General features: G+C 30.6%; 1 protein-coding gene. It reads right to left on the reverse strand.

Annotation, left to right across the window (positions count from 1 at the left end):
* Positions 1 to 115, reverse strand: a 115-nt coding sequence (locus KVT11_RS20060; RefSeq protein WP_217609169.1) for a DUF3983 domain-containing protein, incomplete at its 3' end; no start/stop codon positions are given.
* Between the last annotated feature and the right edge of the window lie 150 nt (positions 116 to 265).

A 265-nucleotide genomic window follows, 5' to 3' on the forward strand; every position in this document is an offset into this window, starting at 1 on the left:
GGATGTCAGCTTGTACAAATATATTTCTCCACGCTGTTTTTACACGGTCATTTTCAATCAATTTACCTCTACGAGCAATTGCCTTCTTTATTTTTCGTTTTTTAAGCTTTTTCATCGTTTTTCCCCCTTTAAATTCACCTCAAAACGTATGAATCATTTTATACAGTGTTATTACGCGTTTTTAGACGTTTTATATTGTCCAAGACCTATTGCATTCAGAATTAATTTAAACGTTTAATTTCCTTATTATATAGATCCGTTTTTT

It is taken from the genome of Bacillus sp. GbtcB10 (assembly GCF_019091365.1).
Classification (GTDB): Bacteria; Bacillota; Bacilli; order Bacillales; family Bacillaceae; genus Bacillus; species Bacillus altitudinis.